The sequence below is a fragment of the Deinococcus sp. YIM 134068 genome (assembly GCF_036543075.1).
Lineage (GTDB): Bacteria > Deinococcota > Deinococci > Deinococcales > Deinococcaceae > Deinococcus > Deinococcus lichenicola.
In genome coordinates this window covers 116,182-132,740 of the sequence record NZ_JAZHPF010000004.1, presented here as the reverse complement: position 1 = coordinate 132,740, position 16,559 = coordinate 116,182, and the positions used below count along the sequence as shown (strand labels likewise).

The 16,559-nt window shown below is 69.5% G+C and carries 14 protein-coding genes; 2 read left to right on the top strand and 12 right to left on the bottom strand.

Annotation, left to right across the window (positions count from 1 at the left end):
- Positions 1–25 precede the first annotated feature (25 nt).
- The 9 genes from V3W47_RS06260 to V3W47_RS06220 form a co-directional block, all read right to left on the bottom strand.
- Positions 26–499 (bottom strand): hypothetical protein, encoded by a 474-nt coding sequence (locus tag V3W47_RS06260; protein WP_331824329.1) that lies wholly within the window; start codon positions 497–499, stop codon positions 26–28.
- Positions 496–1,044, bottom strand: a complete 549-nt coding sequence (locus V3W47_RS06255; RefSeq protein WP_331824328.1) for a hypothetical protein — start codon at positions 1,042–1,044, stop codon at positions 496–498. Before V3W47_RS06255 ends, V3W47_RS06260 begins: the two co-directional genes overlap by 4 nt.
- A gap of 411 nt (positions 1,045–1,455) precedes the next feature.
- Positions 1,456–3,405 carry an N-acetylmuramoyl-L-alanine amidase family protein gene (locus V3W47_RS06250; protein WP_442877207.1) on the bottom strand — a complete coding sequence of 650 codons (1,950 nt, stop codon included), beginning with the start codon at positions 3,403–3,405 and terminating at the stop codon, positions 1,456–1,458.
- A 59-nt stretch (positions 3,406–3,464) separates the two neighbouring features.
- A complete protein-coding gene (locus tag V3W47_RS06245) occupies positions 3,465–3,854 on the bottom strand; it encodes a DUF8617 domain-containing protein (protein ID WP_503623865.1) in 390 nt (129 codons plus the stop codon).
- A 154-nt stretch (positions 3,855–4,008) separates the two neighbouring features.
- Positions 4,009–5,064 carry a 3-isopropylmalate dehydrogenase gene (gene leuB / locus V3W47_RS06240; RefSeq protein WP_331824326.1) on the bottom strand — a complete coding sequence of 352 codons (1,056 nt, stop codon included), beginning with the start codon at positions 5,062–5,064 and terminating at the stop codon, positions 4,009–4,011.
- Entirely contained in the window at positions 5,057–5,581 is a 525-nt protein-coding gene (locus V3W47_RS06235; RefSeq protein WP_331824325.1) for a 3-isopropylmalate dehydratase small subunit, read from the bottom strand. Before V3W47_RS06235 ends, leuB begins: the two co-directional genes overlap by 8 nt.
- Before the next feature lie 403 nt (positions 5,582–5,984).
- Positions 5,985–7,247 carry a hypothetical protein gene (locus V3W47_RS06230; RefSeq protein WP_331824324.1) on the bottom strand — a complete coding sequence of 421 codons (1,263 nt, stop codon included), beginning with the start codon at positions 7,245–7,247 and terminating at the stop codon, positions 5,985–5,987.
- A gap of 100 nt (positions 7,248–7,347) precedes the next feature.
- Positions 7,348–7,602, bottom strand: coding sequence for a hypothetical protein (locus V3W47_RS06225; RefSeq protein ID WP_331824323.1), 255 nt, complete (start codon positions 7,600–7,602; stop codon positions 7,348–7,350).
- A 120-nt stretch (positions 7,603–7,722) separates the two neighbouring features.
- The gene (locus V3W47_RS06220) at positions 7,723–9,012 is read right to left on the bottom strand and encodes a 3-isopropylmalate dehydratase large subunit (protein WP_331824322.1); all 1,290 of its coding nucleotides are present in this window, start codon (positions 9,010–9,012) and stop codon (positions 7,723–7,725) included.
- Positions 9,013–9,352: 340 nt separating this feature from the next.
- On the opposite strand from V3W47_RS06220, the gene V3W47_RS06215 reads away from it, so the two are divergent.
- Complete coding sequence (locus V3W47_RS06215) at positions 9,353–11,971, top strand: hypothetical protein (RefSeq protein ID WP_331824321.1); 2,619 nt, start codon at positions 9,353–9,355, stop codon at positions 11,969–11,971.
- A gap of 164 nt (positions 11,972–12,135) precedes the next feature.
- Entirely contained in the window at positions 12,136–13,371 is a 1,236-nt protein-coding gene (locus tag V3W47_RS06210; RefSeq protein ID WP_331824320.1) for an MFS transporter, read from the top strand.
- Between the two features lie 119 nt (positions 13,372–13,490).
- Here V3W47_RS06210 and trpA read toward each other — a convergent pair whose 3' ends face one another.
- The 3 genes from trpA to gluQRS are packed head-to-tail and all read right to left on the bottom strand — an operon-like array spanning position 13,491 to position 16,530.
- Complete coding sequence (trpA, locus tag V3W47_RS06205) at positions 13,491–14,291, bottom strand: tryptophan synthase subunit alpha (RefSeq protein ID WP_331824319.1); 801 nt, start codon at positions 14,289–14,291, stop codon at positions 13,491–13,493.
- Complete coding sequence (trpB, locus tag V3W47_RS06200) at positions 14,288–15,565, bottom strand: tryptophan synthase subunit beta (RefSeq protein ID WP_331824318.1); 1,278 nt, start codon at positions 15,563–15,565, stop codon at positions 14,288–14,290. The genes trpA and trpB overlap by 4 nt, the downstream gene beginning before the upstream one ends.
- Positions 15,566–15,624: 59 nt before the next feature.
- A complete protein-coding gene (gluQRS, locus tag V3W47_RS06195) occupies positions 15,625–16,530 on the bottom strand; it encodes a tRNA glutamyl-Q(34) synthetase GluQRS (protein ID WP_331824317.1) in 906 nt (301 codons plus the stop codon).
- Positions 16,531–16,559 lie beyond the last annotated feature (29 nt).

Genomic DNA, 16,559 nt, shown 5'->3' with positions numbered 1-16,559 from the left:
TTCTACCAGTGGCGAACGGCTGACCTCACCGCACCGCCACCGTCACCGTCGGGGCCGTCAGCCGCGCGGGAGTGCCGTCCACCTCGCCGTCGAACCAGACGTTCAGGCGGTAGGTGCCAGCGGACAGGGGCGGCAGCGTGCGCCGCAGGGTCAGGCGCTCACCGGGGGCGAGGGTGCGCGTGAGCTGCACCTCCGAGCAGGCGAGGCGTCCCCCGGCGGGAGGGGCCGTGACCGAGGAGCCGTCCTCGTGGCCCACGGCGACGTAGGGAGGTGGACCGCACGTGCCCCAGTTCACCTGTGCGGCATAGCGGAGGACGGTGGGCCGCACGCCCTCATTCCTCATCTCCAGCGTGACAGCCACACGCCGCCCCTCGGTGGTGGCCTGGGCCTGGGTGAAGACGGCGGGCGGGGCAGACACGCCCTCTCTGCCGACTGCCGGACCCAGCAGGGCGCACCCGGCGAGCAGCGGCGCGAGGACGAGGAGAGACAGGGCTTTCATCGGACGGTGACGCGCACGGGCGAGGCGGGCACCTTCACCCGCACGTCCTCCGAGAGACCCGCGAACCAGCCCTCGATCATGTACTCCCCGGCGGGCAGGCTCAGGGTGCGGGTGAAGACGGTGTTGCCGCGCGCCGCGATACTCCTTCCCACGATCTCCTGCGTGCAGATGCTGGGTGCGGCCCCCGGCACCGGGTACACGATCTCGCGGGTGCCCACGCGCAGCACCCGCACGGTGGGGGCGACGGCGCAGTTCTGGTCGTTGTCGCGCGCCGCCCCGAGTGCGACCGGGGCCGTTCGCGTGGAGGTCAGCCTCAGCGTGAGGCTCACCGACCCGTTCGCGGTGCGCGGCGCGGCGAGCGTGGCCGTCACGCCGTCGAGGGGAGCGAAAGCTGGGGCGGACGGCGAGGGCGGCGGCGGCGCAGGCTCCACGACGCCGGGGGCCGTCACGCCGCCTGACGGGTCGGGGACGGGCGGAATCTCCTGGGCGAACACGCACGGCGACAGGCTGAGCAGGGCCGCGAGGGCCAGGGCACGCGGGTTCATGCGGCGAGCCTAGCGGGCGACCGTGACGGGAGACTGAAGGGGGATGGGAGGGGGCCGTCCCCTGACCTCGACCGTCTCCCGCAAGAGGGGAAGAAAGGCCAATGCTCAAGCCCTTTCAGCTCCTCTGCCCTGAACGCCTGCTATGAATGACGAGTCGGGAAAAGGAGTGTTTTCGTCGTCCAGCAAGAGGACGAGCAGTGCTCGTTACCCCCCTCCCCAACCCTCTGCAAACAGCTCTCGGAGTCCCCCACAAGGAGGGAGGGAGAAAACAGCAGGTCTGGAACACTCACGTTCTCTTGCACATCGGTCGTCCCCTGGGGGAAGGCCGGAACTTGTGGAGCTTCCGCAGCAGAGGGAGTGAATGGGCGTGGCGAACGAATAGACCAGTCTTTCAACCTCCCCAACCCCGCCTCAGTCCCCCACCTGCCCCGCATAGAAGTCCGCCAGGCCCGCCGCGATGGCCTGCGCCAGCCGCTCACGTCCGGCGGGGTCCATCAGGAGGCGGAGGTTTTGCGGGTCGGTGAGGTAGGCAGTCTCCACGAGGAGGCTGGGCTGGGTGGTGGGGCGCGTCAGGGCGAGGTTGGCCCCCGGCTTGAGGCCCGCCCCCACGCCGAGGTCGGGCAGGATGCGGCGCAGCGCGGCGAGGATGGCGGCGGCGGGGGCCTGGGCCTGCGGGTGCGTGAAGTACACCTCCGGGCCACGGATGCCGCGCGGGTCGCGCCCGTCGGGCAGAGCGTTGGCGTGGATGGAGACGAGGAGGTCGGCCCGCCTCGCCTCGGCGAGCAGGTCGCGCTCGTACAGGCCCAGCGTCACGTCGGCCTCGCGGGTGAGGACCACCTCCGCCCCCTGTGCTCGCAGCAACTCGGCCACGCGCAGGGTGAGGGGGAGCATCAGGTCCTTTTCCGGCACGCGCAGACTGCCCGCCCCGCCGTTCTGGGTGCCCCCGTGCCCGGCGTCGAGCACGATCACCCGCCCGGCGAGCGGACGCGTGAGGTCGAGCGTCGGCGGGCGGCGCACGGTGAGGAGCAGGTCGCCGCCGTCGTAGTTCGCGGTGAAGCCCCACGCCTGCGGGGACGTGAGGTCGAGGATCAGCCGCGTGACTCCCAGACCGACGGGAGAGACCTCCGCCCGCGCGACGAGCGGATCGGCGAGGGGCGTGGGCAACCTGGGCGGCACCCCCAGCCCGTACAGGGTCAGGGTGAGGCGGCGTCCCCCCCCCTCCTGCGCCACGGTGAAGGGCACGCGTGCCCCGCCGAGGGGAATGCGGAGGCGGAGATCGTCGGTGGGCGGGGTGGCGACGGGTTCGGAGGCGGGGGGAGGGGCAGGTGACGGGGCGGACGGCGCGATTTCGGCGGGGTCGGCGGGGGTCGGTGTGGCGGGAACGCTCGGTGGGGGCGGGGCCACGGCGACGACGGGCGGGAGCGCCGGGTCAGCCGCCGGGCCGTCCAGCCGTACCTCCCCCGCCACGCCGGGCAGGGCGACGGCGGGCGTCACGTCGAGTTGCTTCGCCGTGATGAGGACGCTCACGCCGGGCGCGAGACGGGCGCGCACGTCCTCGCCCACCCGACCGACGAGGGTAAAGGCCATGCCGTCGCGCGGATACAGGAACGCCTCGCCCTCCAACGTGGTCGTCGCGTTGCCCGCGTCGTTCAGGCCGAGGCCGCGCACGGTGCCGGGGCGCTGGGTGCCCGTGCGGGGGCCGCCGCTCCCGCTGCTGAGGCGACCGGACGCGGTGACGGTGACGCTTCGACCGTCCCGCCCGGTCAGCGTCATGGTGACGGGGACGTTCTCCAGCCGCGCCGAGACGGAAAGGACGTAGGCGGCCTCGTACTGTCCCGCCGCCACCTCCCGCAGGGGCTGGGGCGGCCCGCCCGCCACCCGGAAGACGGCCCGCCCGCCCGGAGACCCCCGGAAGGCCACGGCCACGGTGCGCTCGGTGGGCGTGTCCCGCGCGGGGTCCCAGAACTCGTGGGCCACGTCCGGCGTCACGCTCTCGCGGTCGATGCGGGTCGGCGTGGCGGGCAGAGGCGCGTCCGTGGTGCGGATGACGCGCAGAATGTTGCTCCCCGACTGCCCATTCAGCGTCGTGACCATCCGCAGGTCGTTCGTGCCCACGCGCAATGGCCACCACAGGATGAACAGGCCGTCCGGCCCGACCGCCACGGGCTGATTCCCGATCCTGAGATTCGCGCCGGGCGGCACGCTCCCCTCCAGCAGTACATGATCGAAGGCGACCCGATGGCCCTCCGGCGGGTAGGCGACGAACACGTCCGGCGCGGCCCGCGCGGTGGTCAGGACGGGCACGGCGAGCAGGGCGAGGGTCAGACCGAGACGGCGGTGGAGCATAGCGAGGTCTAGCACGGGGGGCGGGGGAGGATGATGAGGTGTCCAATTTCGGCGGGACGAGCCGCCCAGGAGCTTCAGTCGGTCTCGCGTCCCACTCGTCGCTGTGTGAAGGTCGATTCGAGGAGATTCGTCGGCGTGGCCTCGTCTTCCGGCAAAAACCAATAGTCGCGCTGACCATCCAAACTTTCCACGTTCAGCCGCCCGCACTCAGCACACTGGTACACGCTCCGAAACGACTCGCCCCACAGCCGGGTCGACTCCCGCTGCAACCTGTTCCGCGTAGGCACGATTTGCACCATGACATTTGCTCCTCGGGCACCATCCAGACCCACCAGGCTGTCGAGCAAGGTTTCCAGACGCTCCAAGAAGATGGACGTGTCCTGATCAGGCAACAGATAGGCCTTATACGAGAGTCTATCCGTCTGATCCACAATCCCCGCTCCACACGGGCAACCAAGCTTCATCTCGTCACTCTCCTTCTTCTGGTTTAAACACCGCCAGGGCCAGAGTTTCGGTTCTTTCTCACGTGCGGGAAGGCGAAAAAATAAAGGTGGTCTCGGAACTGGAGGGCGAGGGCAGAGGCACCATCCGCCCTCTGCCCTCACGCCTCACCCCTCCTCACCCCACGCTCGGACTCGCCATCGCCTCCAGCACGGCCTCGGTGAAGGTCCACGTGTCCGCCTTCCCGCCGAGGTCGCGCGTCGGGTGGGCGCGCAGGGCGAGCGCCACGGCGCGGTCGATGCCGTTGGCGGCGTCGGGGCGGTGCAGCGAGTGGCGCAGCAGCATCCCGGCGCTCATGATCGCGGCGGCGGGGTTGGCGATCCCCTGCCCGGCGATGTCGGGGGCGCTGCCGTGGATCGGCTCGAAGAGGCCGGGGCCGTCGCCCAGGCTGGCGCTCGGCATCAGCCCGAGGCTTCCCGGAATCACGGCGGCGAGGTCGGAGAGGATGTCACCGAAGAGGTTCTCGGTCACGATCACGTCGTAGCGGCCCGGATCGGCGACGATGAGCATGGCGACCGAATCGACGTACTCGTGATTGAGGTGCACGTTGCGGTACTCGCGGGCTTGCAGGGCCGTCACGTCGCGCCGCCACAGCTCGGAGACCTCCAGCACGTTCGCCTTGTCCACACTCGTCACGCGGCCCCGGCGCTGCTCGGCGGCCCAGAAGGCGACGCGGGCCACGCGCTCGACCTCGGCGGTCGTGTAGCGCATGGTGTTGTACGCCGTGTCCCCCTCGATCTCCCGGTCCCCGTCGAAGTAGATGCCGCCCAGCAGCTCGCGCACGATCAATATGTCCACCCCGCGCGCCAGTTCGGGCTTGAGGGGCGAGAGGTGCTCCAGCCCCGGCTGCACCCGCACGGGCCGCAGGTTGGCGTAGCAGCCCAGCGCCTTGCGAAGGGCGAGCAGGCCGCTTTCCGGGCGTAGGTGACGCGGCAGGCGGTTCCACGGGCTGTTTTGCGGACCGCCGACAGTTCCGAGGAGCACGGCGTCCGCGTCCCCCAGCGCGTCGCGCGTCCGCTGGGGGAAGGGGTCGCCGGACGTGTCGTACGCCCCGCCCCCGATGGCGTGTTCCTCAATCGTCACGTCGGGCGCGACCTCGCGCAGGACCTGAACGGCGGCGGCGGTCACTTCCGGGCCGATGCCGTCGCCGGGGAGGGTGACGATCTTAGGCATGGGCGGCCTCCCCTTGCGCGGTCTGCGCCGCCGCGTCGTCCTGCGCCTTCATGTACTCCAGCCAGCCCCCCGCCCGCTGCACGTCGAGCGCGAACTGGGGCACGGGCACGAAGGTCAGCGTCTGCCCGGTCCGCTTGTTGGTGATCGTGCCGCCCACGAGATCGAGGTCGGCCTCGTCGCCGTCCTCAAAGGCCTCCACGATGCCCTCGCACTCCAGCGCGAGAAAGCCGTTGTTGATGGAGTTGCGGTAGTAGATGCGGGCGAAGTTGGGCGCGATCACGGCGGACACACCCACCCCGCGCAGCGCCCAGACGGCGTGTTCACGGCTCGACCCGCAGCCGAAGTCGGCCCCGGCGACGATGATGTCGCCCTGTTGCACCCGCTTAGCGAAGCCCTTGTCGTAGTCCTCCATCGCGTAGGGCGCGAGTTCGGCCTCCACGTCGGTCGTCAGGTGGCGGGCGGGGATGATCTCGTCGGTGTTGATGTGGTCGCGGGCGAAGAGGTGGACTTTGGGCATGGGGACTCCTGGGGGTGAGGGATAAGGGGTTGGGTTTTAGGGGTTGGGTTTAGGGACGAGGAGGAGATCGGCGGCCTGCTGTCGTCGTTTCCTGATGGATGACCAGACGACTACGTGGGGTTATTTTTTACTCCTCCCCCTTGAACGCCTGATGTGAATTGCAGATCGAGCAAAAGGCGCGTTTTTGTCGTTTGGCAGCAGGACGAGCGGTGCTCGTCACCCCTCTCCCCAGCCCTCTCCCGCAAGGGGAGAGGGAGAAAAAGCACGTCTAACACGCTGCCTTTCTATTGCACATCAGGCGTCTTGAGGGGAGAGGCTGGGATTGGCACAGCTCCGCAGGAGAGGGGGTGAACGGGCAGAGCGTCCCCAGCAAGATAGATCGACAAATCGTTGTGATCCCCCTCTAATTTGAGGGCCGCAGCCGTTCGAGTTCTTCCGGTACGGTCTCCCCGTAAAGGTCGCGCCAGTTCACGCCGTCGAACGTCACCTCGGACTCCATGAAGTATTGGGCGGGGTCGTCGGGGTCGCTCAGGGCGTCGGTGGGGAGGTCGAGGCGGACGGCTTGAACCGTGGGCAATGCGTCCAGATCGGCGAGGTGGGGGGCCTCTTCGGCGAAGGTCTCCACGAGGACGGCGCGGGTCCAGTCGGCCCAGGCGTCGGGGTTGCCCGCCCCGGTCGCCTCCACCAACTCGGCGCGCACCCGCTCGGCCTGCTCGGCGGGCACGGCCCCCTCCTCCCACTCCACGCGCCCGCCCTGCCAGACGGTGACGGGGACGGTCTTCACGTCGAGCATGTTCGAGAGCAGGTCGCCGAGTTCGCCCGCGCCGTCCTCCTGGGGTTCGGCGTCCGGGTCCGCGTAGGAGAGCCACGTCTCGCCGTCGAGGGTGTAGAACCCGCCCTCCGGGTCGATGTGAACGTCGTGTTCCCCCAGCGTCGTGACCGCGATGTTCAGCGGCGAGCCGAGGGGGGTGGGTTCCCGCAGTTCGAGGACGAGGCGGCGGGCGAGGGGCACGGGCGCTTCCGCCTCTTCCTCCTCCGGCACGTCGAGGGAGTCGTAGTGCCGCTCGGCCCAGTCCTCGGGCGTCTCCCCGTGCCAGTCGCGCACGAGCGCCTCCAGCTCGTCGAGCTGCTCCTCCGGCGGCTCCGGCTCGAAGTCGATGCGGCCCTCATGCCAGTGTTCGGCCAGGTAGGAGGCGACGACCGTCCCCTTCTCCCGAGCCAGGGGATGCTGGGTCAGGTAGCGGAAGCCCGCCAGCGGGTTCGGGTCCTCCGGCAGGCTCTCCCACTTCCCGCCGCCAGTCGAGAACTCCTCGGAGCGCAGGTGCAGGTGCCCGCCCCCCTCCAGCGGCGTGTACTCCCGCACGGCACGCACCGGATCGTTCCGCAGTGTCCTCGGGTCGAGGTTGAACACCAGCTCCCCGGAGAGGCGGCGCAGCGGCGGCACCGGGATGGCCTCCAGGTCCTCGCGCGTCTCGATGAGCTTTTGCGGCAGCCCCGCCCTGACGTACTGGCGGCGGTAGCTCCGCGCCCAGGCGTCCCCGGTCGGCTGCGTCTGCCTCAGCGCGGCGACAATTCTCTCACGCAGGGCCGGGTCGGCGGGGGCACTCGTCAGGGTCACGGTCCCGTCCGCGTCCATCTGCGCCTCGAAGGGGTGCACGGTGGGCATCAGCCCAAGTTGCTTGCGTCGTTTGGCTTCACCCATAGGGAACTCCAGTATCTCAGGCAAAGGAGGGACAGGTTTCCTGCATGCTCGCCGCCGAGCCACATCACGGAATCTGGAAAATGATGAAGAACAGCAGGAGTGCCAACCAGGAACACAGCGTCGCGACGACAGGGACCAGCAGCGTCCCCATACCGACCCGCCAGGGCAGGGAAGGAAGCCGGGACACGCTCCATAGCACCAGCAAGCCGAGGCCAGCCGCAACTGCCGTGCGGGTGAGGTTGGAAGAAATGGGCAGGAGGGTCTGTAGGCGTCCTGCAAAACCCGTGACCATGACCAGCACGGTACTCAGGGCGGGCACGACCCCCAGCGCCGCTCACGCACGACCAGCCACCCCAACAACCAGCCCGCCGCGAAGTAGGTGACGAGCCAATGGATGTTTTGCAGCCAGTCTATGCCTCTCACGGTCTCCCGTCCCTCCTCAGTCCGCCGCTTCCGTCACCCCCGCGTTGTACTCGCGCGGGTCGGTGATGTACCCCGTCACCGCGCTCGCCGCCACCGTCGCGGGCGAGGCGAGGTAAATCTGCGCGGTGGGGTCGCCCATCCGGCCCACGAAGTTGCGGTTGGTGCTGGAGATGCACACGTCGTCCGGCCCCAGCACGCCCGAATGCATCCCCAGGCACGCGCCGCAGCTCGGGTACGAGACGCTGGCCCCCGCATCCACGAAAATCTCCATCAGCCCTTCCTGCGCCGCCTGCTTCCAGATCGCCTGGGTCGCGGGCACGACGATCATCTGCACGCCGTCGGCCACCTTCCGCCCCTTGAGGATGCGCGCCACGTCGCGCAGGTCGCCGATGCGCCCGTTCGTGCAACTGCCGACGTAGGCATGGGTGACGGCGATGCGGTCGCTCCCCGCCACGCGCCCGTTGCTGGGGATGTGGGGGTAGGCGACGGTCGGCTCGACCTGCGAGGCGTCCACATCGATGACGACCTTGTACTGCGCGTCCGGGTCAGAGGTGTACTCGGTGTACTGCTCGGGCGTCACTCCGCGTTCGGCGAGGTAGGCGCGGGTCGTGTCGTCCACCGCCACAATGCCCGTCTTGCCGCCCGCCTCGATGGCCATGTTCGTCAGCGTGAAGCGGCCCTCCATGTCCATCCGGTCGATGGTGTCGCCCACCCACTCCATCACGAGGTAGTTCGCCCCGTCCGCCCCGATGCGCTTGATGACCTCCAGCACGATGTCTTTGGGAGTGACGCCGGGCTGCATCTCGCCGCTGACGCGGATGAGCATGGTCTCCGGCACCTTGAACCACACCCGGCCCGCGTAGATCGCGCCCGCGAGGTCGGTGCTGCCGACGCCCGTGGCGAACATGCCGAGCGCCCCCGCGTTGCAGGTGTGCGAGTCGCCGCTCACGAGGGTCTGCCCCGGCTTCACGAGGCCCGTGTTCTCCAGGACGACGTGGGCGATGCCGCCGCGCCCCACGTCGTAGAAATGCTTGATGCCCTTCTCCTGCACCCAGGACTTGAGCTTCTGGTACATCTTCGCGGCCTTGATGTTCATGGCCGGAACGGAGTGGTCGGGCACGGCGACGATCTGATCGGGGTTGAACACCCGGTCCATGCCGCGTTCCTCCAGCATCCGCAGGGCGGCGGGCGTGGTGATCTCGTGGCACAGCACCCAGTCGGTCGCGCACTCGATGAGCTGACCGGGCACCACCGAGCTATGGCCGCTGTGGGCCGCCAGAATCTTCTCCGCAATCGTCATTCCCATACAGGTATGGCTCCTCTCAGGTCGCGCGCCCCGCAAGCGAAAACCCCCGAAGCCGTCGTAGCTCCGGGGGCGGATAGGCGAACGCTGGGCTGCGCTCACCGCCCCCAACGAAGAAGAAGCGCCACGGGGGCGTCCTTTCCTCTCGGCGGTGCGGCGGACATCGCCCGTGAGTGTAGCGCGGCGGCGCGGCGACGGGCAAGGCGAGACGTGTAGACGGGAGGCCGCGCCCATGAGAACGCCATCCGACTCCGCCTTTATCTGACGGCGGCTTCATGAAGTGGGTGGGGGCCGCAAAGTTGACAGGGACGCAAGAAATGCTCCCTTAGAATCCTGAGCGCACATGAAGAGACTTCGACTTCCCAGCGCCATGCTCGGTCTCACCGTCCTGCTCACGGCCTGCCCCGGCGCACCGACGCCCTCCGGTTCTCAAGGGGGAGTGGTGGAGGGCACGCTCACTCCCTACAGCCTCGGCGCGGCGGACATCTTCGCCTACGCGCCCATGACGGAGGAGGTCGTGGCCGCGACCACCGTCGCCGCGAACGGCCAGTTCAGCCTCCCCCTCCCGACTCCCGGCGCGGGCCAGCTCGTCGCCCTCACGGGGAGCGGCTGCGCGGCGCAACCGCAGGTGAGTCCCGCCGACGCCCGCTTCCTCTACACGGACTTTTACCCGGTGGTGCAGAACAACGAGGTCGTCGGGTACGGCGAGGAGATCGTGGATGCGGGTGCCGCCGATGGCAGCGGACGCAGCGACCTGCTGCGCTTCTACGCCTCCGCCGCGTCGAAGGTGACGGGCCAGTTCGTATGTGGGGGCGCGACCACCACGTTCGACCTCGACCTCAAGGCGGGCTGGAACACCGTCCAGCGCACCATCGACACGGTGAGCGGCGGTCAGGTCACGGCGGGCACCTTCCAGATGTACACGGGGAGTGCGGCCACCCTCGCCTTCACCCCCATCCCTTCGTCGCCAGCCCCGTCGCCGCAGATGTCGGTGTTCCTCATGCCGAACTACACGACGGTCACGCGCGGCGAGAGCCTAACCGTGGAGGCGCAGGTCTATACGACTGATGAGACGGTGGGCGAGGTCAACGTTGAGCTGATCAACCCCCCGGCGGGGTTCACCCTCGCCACCGACAAGCTGAGCGCCGCCAGTCTGAGCGCCGCGTCCGTGCAGAAGCGTGGGGCGGAGGGCCTGCTGCGGCGTGACCGCTCGCTCGGCGGTGCCGTGGGCGCTTTGTCCTCGGCTTCTCTTCTGCCCCAGGGCACGCGCACCGGGAAGTTCACGATCAATACCACGGCGGAGGCACAGCGTACCGACACCGGCTCCAGCAGTCCTCACGAATTGCGCCTGCGTTTCACCTCCGGTCAGCAGACGATGGAAGCGACCTTATACGTTAACGTGACGGTGCCGGGCGTGCAGGTGGACCTCCGGGACGGCTTCTACACCGCTCGGCAGCTCGTCCTCAGCGCCGGGGACACCCAGACCCTCACCGCCTTCCTGACTCCCCAGTATGGCCTCACCGGCGAGGTCCGCCTGAGCATGGAGGACGCAGCCTCCGGCATCTCCGGCGTGGGCGGGCCGGTCACGCTGGGCGCTGAGACCACGAGCGTGCCCTTCACCGTCACCGTACCCCGTGGCACTGCGCCCGGCACCTACAGCCTGCCCGTGATGGCGATACACAGGGCCGGGACGGAGCAGGTCGCCACCCTGAGCGTCGAGGTCAAGGCCGCGACCGTCTCCGTCAACGCTCAAGCCGTCACGCTTTACGGCGGGGAGACCGTCAGCCTGCCCGTCACGCTGAAGAGCGAGTACGGCTTCGAGGGGGCCGTCACGATCGACGCCACCGGGCTTCCGGCGGGTGTCACGGCTGCGCCCGTCACGGTGACGGTGCCGCGCGGCGGGACGGTCAGCGCGTCGCTGCCCCTCACGGGTGCCGAGAGCGTCGGCGTCGTCTCCTCCACTCAGGTCACGGTGACGGTCAGCGGCACGAATCTGAGCGCGAGCGGCACGGCGGGGGTGACCCTCCAGCCCCGGCGTGTCCTGCTAAGTGATATGGCGGTGCAGAAGATGGTCCCCGCCCACGAGGGGGGATTCTGGTTCATCAGCCGTCCCTACGGCCAGTACGGGAAGGGGGTCAAGCTGGCCCGCTTCGACGGCGCGAACGTGGTCGATGCCGTGACGATCCCCTCCTCGCCCACCGACTCGTGGGACCTGACCACCGCCCCTGGCGGCGAGGTCTGGGGGATGACCGGGAATGGGACCGCCGTCTTCCGCTATGCGAAGGGACAGCTCCAGACCTGGGAAACGTCCGTCGGCCACCCGAGTTCCTCCATCGCCGCAGACAATCAGCAGCGCCTGTGGTTTTTCGCCCTTGACGAAAGCAGCGGCAAGTACCGTTTCAAGCGACTGGACGCCACCACCGGCCAGGTCGAGACCCTGGACATCTACAATTTCTCCTGGTTCTACCCCTCAACGTTCCTCGTCCGCAACGAGGATGGGTCGGCGTTGTTCGTGCCCGACCGATTCGCGCCCGACCAGAAAACCGCCCGGCTCGTGCGTGTGGACACGGCCATTGCAGACGTGACACTCCTGCCCCTGCGTAATCTCGCGGATGTCAGGGCTGCTGCCGTGGACCCGGCGGGGACGCCCTGGGTCTACGGGAGTGCCTGGGGGGACAGTCCTCAGGCTGCACGTGTCAACGGCGACGGAACCCTCACCCCCTACCTGTTCGAGAGCGGCATCGTCCCGGAATTGTTCGGGTTCGACGGTCGGGGCCTGCTCTGGGGCATGGGCAGCTCAGGCGGGTCCGTGCGGGCACTCGATCCTCGGACAGGCGCGGTCGTCCACAACATCGAGGCGAGCCACGACTCACAGCGCGTGGCCGTGAACCTGTCCGGCGGCCTGTGGAAAACCTGGGCCGACGACACCGCGCGGGGGACCTACGCCAGCCTGATCCGCTAGCCCCCGTTCTCCTCCCACCCCCGGACCGCAGGCCACGCCCAGCGCTTGCGGTCTTCTTTCATCCGCAGCCGTGTGCCGACCACTCACGGCTCCTACTTCCATGTGGGTGACGAGGAAGCCCCGGCGGGTCGCCCGCCACTTCCGCCCGCGCTAGGGTGACGTGTATGGCGGCCCCCTCTCCCTCCTCCCCCCCCGCCTCCGCCACCCTCGCCGCCGTCTGGCACCTGCCGCATGCGCCGGGGCTGGCCCTGACGGTTCTCCTGATCGGACTCGCGCAGTCGCTCGCCGCCCCCTTCCTTCCCCTGTTCGGGATCAACCGCCTCGGGCTGACGCCGCTGGAGCTGGGACTCTTCCTCACCGCGACCGCCGTGAGCAGCGTCCTGATCAGCACCCGGCTGGCCCGGCGCTCCGACCGGATGAGCGACCGACGGCCCATCCTGCTGCTCACGCTCGCGGCGGCGACGCTCGGCTACGGGCTGCTGAGCGTCACGCGGGCGTACCCGGCCATGCTGCTCATCGGGGTGACGCTGCTGGGGACGGGGGCGGCGGCCTTTCCGCAGGTGTTCTCATTGGCGCGGGCGCAGTTCGCGGGGGCACCGGGCGACCTTCCCAACCGCGCGGTGACGGCGCTGCGGTCGGTGTTCGCGCTCGCGTGGGTGGTCGGGCCGGGGGTGGGGGCGCTCGCCCTCGCGCGGCTGGACTTCATGGGTCTCTTCCTGCTGACGGCAGCGTGTCTGGCGCTGGCGACGCTGCCCATCCTGCGGATGCGGGCACCGCGCCCCGTCCCGGTGAACGCCGTGACGACCGGGGCGACACCGGACGCCCGGCCCCACCGCCCCCTCGCGTGGGTCTCGCTCGCCTTCGTGCTCTACGGCATGAGCATGAGCATGGGCATGACGATGTTCCCGCTGCTCGTCACCAAAGTCCTGGGCGGCACGGACGGACAGGTGGGCCTTCTGGTCGGTTTCTGTGCCCTGCTGGAGATTCCCTTCATGCTCGCCTTCGTCGCCGCGCGGCGGCTGCCCTCCACCGAGCGGCTGGTGAAGTGGGCGATGTTGCTGTTCGTCCTTCACTTCGTGCTGCTGTTCCTCGCGCCGGGAATGGGCCTCCTCTTCGTCACACAGGCGGTGCGGGCGGCGGTTCTCGCGGTGCTGGCCGGGCTGGGGATGGCGTACTTTCAGGAGCTGATGCCGGGGCGCTTCGGCGTCGCCACCACGCTGTATTCCAACACGATGAACGTCGGCTCCATGCTCGCGGGCATCGTGTCGGGCGCGTGCGCGCAAGTGTTCGGCTACCGGTCGGTGTTCCTGCTGTGCGCGCTCCTCACCCTCGCCGGGTGGGCGGTGATGCAGGTGGTCACGCGCGGACGGGTCATGGCGGGGCGGGAGGCGGCGGCGTAGGAGGGGCGGGGCCAGCCGCCAGCTTCCAGCGGCCAGCCAAACACCCTGTCATGCTCCGGCTCAAGGCGAGGGGCCAGCCTCCACCCCCGGACGCTGGCCCCTCGTCTTCCCCCTTCCCCCTACCGTCGGCATCCCTCGGCGATGCTCGCGGCGAGGGCACCCACGTCCTGCCCGGCCCCCACGGCGTTGACGAAGGCGCTGCCGACGACCACGCCATCCGCGACCTGCGCGACCTGACGAGCGGTCGCCGCGTCCTTCACGCCGAAGCCCACGGCGACGGGGACGCGGGCGTACTCGCGGGCGAGGGCGAGCATGGCGGGCACCTCACCGAGCGCCGTTCCCTCCCGCGCCCCGGTCACGCCCGTCACGGAGACGGCGTACAGGAAGCCGGTGCAGGCGTCCGCGACGAGTTTCACACGCTCGGGTGTACTCGTGGGCGCGATCAGGAACGTCACCGCGAGGCCATGTTCGGCGGCGAGGTCGGCGATTTCGAGGTCCTGGTCGGGCGGCAGGTCGGGGAGGATCAGGCCGTCCACTCCCGCGTCCTGCGCGAGCCGCATGAACTGGCGCGGCCCGACGGCGTAGATCGGATTCACATAGGTCATGACGACGATGGGCGTGTCGTGGCGTGCCCGCAGCTCCTTCACGAGCGCCAGCGTGCGCCGGGTGCTCGTGCCGCCTGCGAGCGCCTGCTCGGACGCGCGCTGGATGGTGGGGCCATCGCCGAGGGGGTCGGAGTAGGGGATGCCGACCTCCAGCAGGTCCGCGTGGGCGAGCAGGGCGTCGGCGACGGCGGGAAACTCGGCGGCACTCGGATACCCGGCGGTCATGAAGGGCATGAAGGCGGCGCGGTCCTCCTGCTTCGCCCGCTCGAAGGCGGCGTGGATGCGCTCGGCTCCCCGCGTCAACGTCGCGGTCATGCCAGCACCTCCTGAATGACCTGCTCCACATCCTTATCCAGCAGGCCCTGGTCGCGCTCCATCTCCAGCAGGCGCATGACCTCCGCCACATCCTTGTCGCCGCGCCCGGAGAGGTTGACGACGATCACGCCGCCTTGCCCCAGCTCCTTCGCCAGCCTCACCGCGTGGTAGATGGCGTGCGCGCTCTCCAGCGCGGGGATGATGCCTTCCAGCCGGGTGAGGAGTTGCAGGGCTTCGAGCGCCTGCGCGTCGGTCACGGGCACGTACTCGGCCACGCCCGTCTCGCTGTAGTGGCAGTGCTCCGGGCCGATGCCGGGGTAGTCCAGGCCCGCGCTGATGGAGTGCGGCGGGACGATCTGGCCCTCGTCGTCGTTGAGGAGATACATCATCGAGCCGTGCAGGACGCCCACGCGCCCGCCCGCCACGCTCGCCGCGTGCCTGCCGCTCTCCACACCCTCCCCGGCGGCCTCGGTGCCGATGAGGCGGGGGCGCTCGCTCTCTGGGAGGTAGGCGTAGGGCGCGAAGATGCCGATGGCGTTGCTCCCGCCACCCACGCAGGCTACGATGGCGTCGGGCGTGATGCGGCCCTCCAACGCCTCAAGCTGGACCTTGACCTCCTCGCCGATCACCGCCTGAAAGTCGCGCACCATCGCCGGGTAGGGGTGCGGCCCAACCACGGAGCCGAGGATGTAGAAGGTGTCGCGCACGTTCGTCACCCAGTCGCGGATGGCCTCGTTCGTGGCGTCCTTGAGCGTGGCGGTGCCGGACGTGACCTCGCGGACCTCGGCACCGAGGAGCTTCATGCGGAAGACGTTCAGGGCCTGACGGCGGATGTCCTCGGCTCCCATGTACACCACACAGTCCAGTCCGAGCAGGGCGGCGGCGGTGGCGGAGGCGACCCCGTGCTGCCCGGCCCCCGTCTCGGCGATCACGCGACGCTTGCCCATCCGCACGGCGAGGAGGGCCTGCGCCAGACAGTTGTTGATTTTGTGCGCGCCCGTGTAGTTGAAGTCCTCGCGCTTGAGATAAATCTTCGCGCCGCCCGCATGGTCGGTCAGGCGTTGCGCGAGGTAGAGAGGACTGGGACGGCCCACGAACTCCTTCAAGAGACGGTCCAGCTCGTTCAGGAAGGCGGGGTCGGTCTTGGCCTCGCGGTAGGCGGCCTCCAGTTCGTCGAGGGCGGGGATGAGCGTTTCGGGGACGTAGCGCCCGCCGAAGCGTCCGAAGCGCCCGCGCCCATCCGGTTGCGGATAGCTGGGAAGAGTGAGGGACATGGTGCCTCCAGGGTAGAAGTTCCGGTCTAACGGGCGTTTGGGAAACTTAGACAAGTCGTCTAAGTTTGTGGGATTGTCGGGAATTGAACTGTGGCGAGTTCCGCCTTCCAGAACGGCAAAAGCTCCCCTGCCGAAACGTCGTCCGGGACCTCCCAGCCCAGCGAGCGGGCCAGCGTTGAGAGCACGCGACCCGTCTCCTCTCCTCCCTCCCGCAGCGCCATGAGGGGCGGCGCTCCCCCCCGTTTGGCGAGGCGTTCGCCGCGAAAGTCGGTCATCAGGGGAACGTGGAGATAACGCGGGGTCGGGAACTCTAGCGCCCGCTGCAACGCGATCTGCCGGGGCGTGGCGGGCCAGAGGTCGGCACCGCGCAGCACGTCCGTTACCCCCATCGCCGCGTCGTCCACCACGACCGCGAGGTGGTAGGCGTAGGCCCCGTCGTTGCGCCGCAGCACAAAGTCCCCGACCTCGGTGGGCAGGTATTGACAGAGCGTTTCCCCAGTCAGCGCGTCGTGGGCGCAGACCGTCTCGCCCGGCACCCGCCAGCGGAGGGCGGCGGGGCGCTCCGGGTTCACGCTGCCTGCGCGGCACGTTCCGGGGTAGACGGGTTCCTCGCCGTGGGGGGCACCCGCGCTGGCCTGGATGGCGGCCAGCACCTCGCGCCGGGTGCAGGTGCAGGGGTAGGTCGAGAGCCGCGCCACCGCCTCCGCGTACACGTCCAGCCGCTCGGACTGGGTGAACTCGGCGTCCCAGCCCAGCCCCAGCCACTCCAGATCACGGCGGGTCGCGTCGAAGGCCCAGTCCCTCACCCGCCCGGTATCCAGGTCCTCGAAGCGCAGGAGGTGGCGGCCTCCCAGGGCGCGCGAGTGCAGCCACGCGAGCAGCGCCGTCCGCGCGTTCCCCAGGTGCAGCGCCCCCGTCGGACTCGGCGCGAACCGGCCCACCACGGGCGGCGGGGAGGCGTTCACCCGCCCAGGCTAGCGCGGCATCCTGTGGG